Below are 5,304 nucleotides of genomic sequence, written 5' to 3'. Positions count from 1 at the left end.
GCGGCTATCTTGTCACCTGCGTATCGGATGCCTGCGCCACCATCACCCAGGAACGCCACGACATCGCGCTCAAGGCCTTCGGCGGCTACTGCTGGGTGGCTGACACCGACACGGTCGTCGACCGCTTCAACGCTTTGGGAAAACCGGCATGACGTCGACTGTCGAGCCTCTGGTTGCCGTCGTCACCACGGATCTCTCCGCCGTCACGCGGGGCCGTTTCGTTGCCGAAAGCAAGTTGCAGAAGACCGCCACGACCGGCGTCGGTTGGCTGCAGGCCAATCTGTCGCTGACACCGTTCAACTCGATCGTCGATCCCAACCCCTGGGGCTCGTCGGGCGACCTGCGGCTGATCCCCGATCTCGAAGCGCGCTTTCGCACGACACGCACCGGATCGGCAACGCCATTCGATATGGTCGCCGGCGACATCGTCGAGCTCGACGGCAGCCCATGGCTCGGCTGCACCCGCACGATGCTCAAAGACGCGCTGGCCGATTTGAAAGCCGCAACCGGCCTGTCGGTCATCGCCGCTTTCGAGCACGAATTCAACGTTGCCGACGGCGGCTTCGCACAGGCGCATTCAATGTCTTTCGCCGCACTGCGCCGCGCCGACCCTTTCGCGCCCAATCTGATGGCGGCGCTCGAGGAAGCCGGCGTCGCGCCCGAGGTGGTCATCGCCGAATTCGGCGACGAGCAGTTCGAGGTGACGCACGAGCCGGCGGACGCGCTGACGGCGGCCGACCGCGCCGTCGCCATCCGCGAAATCACGCGCGAGTTGGCGCGCAATGCCGGCTGGCGTGCGAGCTTCGCCCCCAAGACAGCGCCAACCGCCGTCGGCAACGGCGTCCACATCCATTTCAGCTTCGTCGACGAGGCCGGCAAGCCGATGACTTACGATCCGGCACTGGCGGGCGGCCTTTCCGCCAAAGCGGGCGCCTTCTGTGCCGGCGTGCTGCGCCATCTGCCTGGGATGACCGCCATGACGGCGTCGAGCGTGTCGTCCTTCTACCGGCTGAAGCCGCACAGCTGGAGTTCTTCCTACACCTGGCTTGCCGACCGCGACCGCGAGGCGTCGCTGCGCATCTGCCCGACGGTGACGATCGGCGGACGGGATCCGGCGCGGCAATACAACATCGAATACCGGGCCGCCGACGCCACCGGCAATCCCTATCTGTCGCTGGCGGCGATCATCCGCGCCGGGCTGGAGGGGCTGGAGGCGGGCCTGCCGTCGCCACCTTTGGTCACCGGCGACCCGACACTGATGAGCGAGGCGGAGCGGGCAAGTCTTGGTCTGGTGCGCCTGCCCGAAACCCTGCCCGCGGCACTGGACGCGCTGCTGGCCGACGGCACCGTGACGGGATGGTTCGCGCCCGTCTTCATCGAAACCTTCGTCGGCCTCAAGCGACATGAAGCCGAGCGTCTTGCCGGTCTCGATCCGGCCTCCATCTGCGATCTCTACCGGACGCTCTATTGATGACCGCAGTGACAAAAAAAGATTGGCCCGAGGCCGTCGAGGCCCTCAACGAGCACGGCCGTTCCGATATCGTGCTGTTGTGCGAGCATGCGTCCAACCACATGCCGGTCGAGTATCGACAGCTTGGCCTCGATGCCCACCATCTGCAGCGCCACATCGCCTGGGATATCGGCGCCGCCGAAGTGACCCGCCTGCTGTCGTCGAAGCTCGATGCTCCGGCCTTCCTCAGCGGCTATTCGCGGCTGCTGATCGACCTCAACCGGCCACTGGGCACGCCAGGCAGCATTCCGGTACTGTCGGAAGACACCGACATTCCCGGGAATGTCGGCATCGATGCGGCGGAGCGGACCCGGCGCGCCGAGATCATCTTTTCGCCGTTCCATGACCGGGTGACCGCTTATCTCGACCGCCGGGCACAAGCAGGCCGGCAGACGCGGATCGTGACGATCCATTCTTTCACGCCGGTCTTCCTCGGCGTCAGCAGGCCCTGGCATGCCGGCGTGCTGCATGACCAAGCAAGAGGTCTCGCCGAAGCGATCCTTTCGGGCCTGCGCACCGATGCGGCGCTCAATGTTGCGGCCAATGTACCCTATGTGATCAGCCGCGACGCCGACTACGCCGTGCCCATCCATGGCGACGATCGCGGCATCGCCGCCGTCCTCGTCGAGATCCGGCAGGATCTTTTGTCGACACGGTCCGGCATCGAGGAATGGGCGGACCGGCTGGCGGCGGCACTGCCGGCACTCGAGACAGAAACCGTGCCGTGAGCAATCCAAGCCTGCGCGAGCGCGACGCCGCGACCATCGCCCAGATCGGCAAGTTGCGTTTCTCGCCGCTCGGCGTCATCGGCAGCCGGGGCAACCGGCTGATCGGCGGCTGCTGGCAATCACGCCCCGCGGCCACGGCTGCGGCAGAAATTACCCAAGCAGCCCCGCCTGATCGTTGCGCGGCATTTATTCCGCGATACGCACGATCAGCTTGCCGAAATTCTTGCCATCGAGAAGGCCGAGAAAGGCCTGTGGTGCATTTTCGATGCCATCGACGATATCTTCCCTGTAGCGGACGCGGCCGGACGATATCCATTCGGCCATCTCACGATAGAAGGCCGGGCGCTGGTCGACAAATTCACGCTGGATAAACCCCCTGATCGTCAGGCTGCGGTGCAGCACTTGCTGCATCAATACCGGCAAGCGGTCGACGCCGGCATCCGCGATGACGTTGTACTGCGCGATCAGCCCGCAGACCGGCACACGCGCAAATTCGTTCAGCAGCGGAAACACCGCGTCCCAGACAGGACCACCGACATTCTCGAAATAGATGTCGATGCCACCGGGGCAGGCTGCCTTCAACTGCTCGGCAAAATCATCGGCACGGTGATCGACGACCGCATCGAAGCCGAGTTCGTCTCGCACGAAGGCGCACTTGTCGGCACCGCCGGCAATGCCGACGGCACGCGCGCCCTTGATGCGCGCGATCTGGCCAACGGCCGACCCGACCGCGCCGCTGGCGGCCGCCACGACGACCGTCTCGCCAGGCTTCGGCTGCCCGATGGTGAGCAGACCGGCATAGGCCGTGAAGCCCGGCATGCCGAGCACGCCAAGCGCCGTCGTGATGGGTGCCGCAGCGGGATCCAGCTTGCGCAGCCCCACACCGTCGGACAAGGCAAAACTCTGCCAGCCGGAATGGGACAACACGATATCCCCTTCGGTAAATTCCGGGTGGCGAGAGATCACGACGCGCGCAACAGTACCGCCTTCCATCACGCCGTCGACATCGACGGGCCTGGCATAGGATTTCGTAGCGTTCATGCGCCCGCGCATATAGGGATCGAGCGACAGATAGAGGATCTGCAGCAGCAGTTCGCCCTCTCCCGGCTGGACGACATCAACCGTCTCGATGCGGAAATCATCCGGCTTTGGCCGGCCTTGTGGCCGCGCCGCGAGCACGATGCGGGTGTTGGACTGGATCGACATCGAAAATCTCCCTGCGAAGAAGGCTCTACTCGAAAAACCGGTTGGGCGGACGCTTCAGGCCGAGATTCTCGCGCAGTGTCGACCCTTCATATTGCCGCCTGAAGATCCCTCGCCTTTGCAATTCCGGCACCACCTTCTCGGCAAAATCATCGAGCCCGGCGGGCAGGTATGGAAACATGATGTTGAACCCGTCGGAACCCTCGCCGATCAGCCATTCCTCCATCTCGTCGGCGATTGTTTCAGGCGTGCCGACAAAAGCAAGGCCGGAATAGCCGCCCAGCCTTTGCGCAAGCTGCCTGACGGTCAGGTTCTCCTCGCGTGCCAGTTCGATGACGCGCTCGCGGCCACTCTTCGAGGCATTGGTCTCGGGGATTTCGGGCAAGGGCGCGTCGGGATCAAAACCGGACGCGTCATGTCCGATGGCGATCGACAGCGAGGCGATGCCGCTCTCGTAGTAGACGAGACTGTCGAGCTTCGCCCGCTTGGCCTGCGCGTCCTCGACGCTGTCACCGACAACGACAAAGGCGCCGGGCAGGATCTTGATGTCGTCACGCGACCGGCCAAGCCTTTCCGCACGGCCTTTGACGTCGGCGAAGAAGCGCTGCCCCGCCGCGAGATCGGCATGGGCGGCGAAAATGACCTCCGCTGTCTCCGCCGCCAGTTGGCGTCCTGCCTCCGAGGCGCCGGCCTGCACGATGACCGGCCAGCCCTGGATTGGCCGCGCGATGTTGAGTGGGCCGCGCACCGAGAGATGCTCACCCTTATGGTCGAGCACATGCAGCCTGGCCGGGTCGAAATAGAACCCGCTTTCGGCGTCGCGGATGAAGGCATCGTCGGCAAAGCTGTCCCACAGGCCGGTGACGACATCGTAGAATTCCCGGGCCCGCCGGTAGCGCTCGTCATGCTCGACATGCTCGTCGAGGCCGAAATTGAGCGCCGCATCCGGATTGGACGTGGTGACGATGTTCCAGCCGGCGCGTCCGCCGCTGATATGGTCGAGCGAGGCGAAGCGGCGGGCAACATGATAGGGCGCGTCGAACGTCGTCGATGCGGTGGCGACCAGCCCGATATGGTCGGTGACGGCGGCGAGCGCCGACAAAAGCGTGAACGGCTCGAACGAGGTGACCGTGTGGCTGCGCCGCAGCGCCTCGATCGGCATGTTGAGAACGGCCAGATGGTCGGCCATGAAGAAGGCGTCGAACTTCGCCGCCTCCAAGGTCTGGGCGAAGCGCTTCAGATGCGCGAAATTGAAATTGGCGTCGGCATAGGCGCCCGGATAGCGCCAGGCGCCGGTATGCAGGCTGACGGGGCGCATGAAGGCGCCGAGGTGCAATTGTTTTTGTGTCATGAAAGTCGTTTCGACCGATCGATACAGTCGAGCACTAGCGCTCGAATCCTAAACTCAGGATCGGACGGTCCGCGCAACTCGGGAAGATATCCTGTTCCTCCACACCGGCCTTTTGCAGCATAGGTTTTGCGCTGTCCGGGACCAGGACAAAAAATGGCCGGGCTCGAATGCGGCCCGGCCAAAAGAAGGTTTGAACCTTCAGAGGGGAACACCGTCCAGCGGAATGGGAGGAAACCGCTAAACGATTTTACCTTTTTGCGCCTATCTCGAAGCCTTGGCGACGAATGGCATTCCAAAAAACATATGAAACGGCAAAAATTCGTGCAGAGCTGAGTTCACGAACCCGCCGCTCCGGCCTGGAGAAGATCGGCATAGTGGCGGCGTGCCACGTCGGGATGTGAACGCAGTCGGCTTTTGAGCACATTGGTGCCGACATCGCGGAACAACGGATTGTCCGGATCGCTTGCCGGCCCGCGCGCTTCGGCCGCCAATTCCTCGGGCAGGGTCAGAAG

4 protein-coding genes and 2 pseudogenes are annotated in these 5,304 nt (G+C 63.9%); 3 read left to right on the top strand and 3 right to left on the bottom strand.

The annotated features are described in order from the left end of the window. The 3 genes and pseudogenes from ENZ74_RS35230 to ENZ74_RS20530 form a co-directional block, all read left to right on the top strand. Window positions 1-152 (top strand): annotated as a pseudogene (locus tag ENZ74_RS35230) (cysteine hydrolase); the annotation flags it as partial. Continuing rightward, a complete protein-coding gene (locus ENZ74_RS20535; RefSeq protein WP_013530317.1) occupies window positions 149-1,471 on the top strand; it encodes a glutamine synthetase in 1,323 nt (440 codons plus the stop codon). The pseudogene ENZ74_RS35230 and the gene ENZ74_RS20535, both read left to right, overlap by 4 nt. After that, window positions 1,471-2,238: an N-formylglutamate amidohydrolase gene (locus tag ENZ74_RS20530; protein WP_024502302.1), complete on the top strand. Its 768-nt coding sequence runs from the start codon at window positions 1,471-1,473 to the stop codon at window positions 2,236-2,238. The genes ENZ74_RS20535 and ENZ74_RS20530 overlap by 1 nt, the downstream gene beginning before the upstream one ends. Before the next feature lie 186 nt (window positions 2,239-2,424). Here ENZ74_RS20530 and ENZ74_RS20525 read toward each other — a convergent pair whose 3' ends face one another. The 3 genes and pseudogenes from ENZ74_RS20525 to ENZ74_RS35225 form a co-directional block, all read right to left on the bottom strand. Further along, window positions 2,425-3,444, bottom strand: coding sequence for an NADP-dependent oxidoreductase (locus ENZ74_RS20525; RefSeq protein WP_024502301.1), 1,020 nt, complete (start codon window positions 3,442-3,444; stop codon window positions 2,425-2,427). 25 nt (window positions 3,445-3,469) lie between these two features. Then, window positions 3,470-4,792: an LLM class flavin-dependent oxidoreductase gene (locus ENZ74_RS20520; RefSeq protein ID WP_063170108.1), complete on the bottom strand. Its 1,323-nt coding sequence runs from the start codon at window positions 4,790-4,792 to the stop codon at window positions 3,470-3,472. Between the two features lie 335 nt (window positions 4,793-5,127). Then, window positions 5,128-5,304: pseudogene (locus ENZ74_RS35225) on the bottom strand (isopenicillin N synthase family oxygenase); the annotation flags it as partial.

The sequence above is a fragment of the Mesorhizobium sp. M7A.F.Ca.CA.002.15.2.1 genome (genome assembly GCF_003998715.1).
Classification (GTDB): Bacteria; Pseudomonadota; Alphaproteobacteria; order Rhizobiales; family Rhizobiaceae; genus Mesorhizobium; species Mesorhizobium ciceri.
Note: the sequence above shows the minus strand (reverse complement) of the source record. Positions and strands in the feature narration are given on the sequence as shown.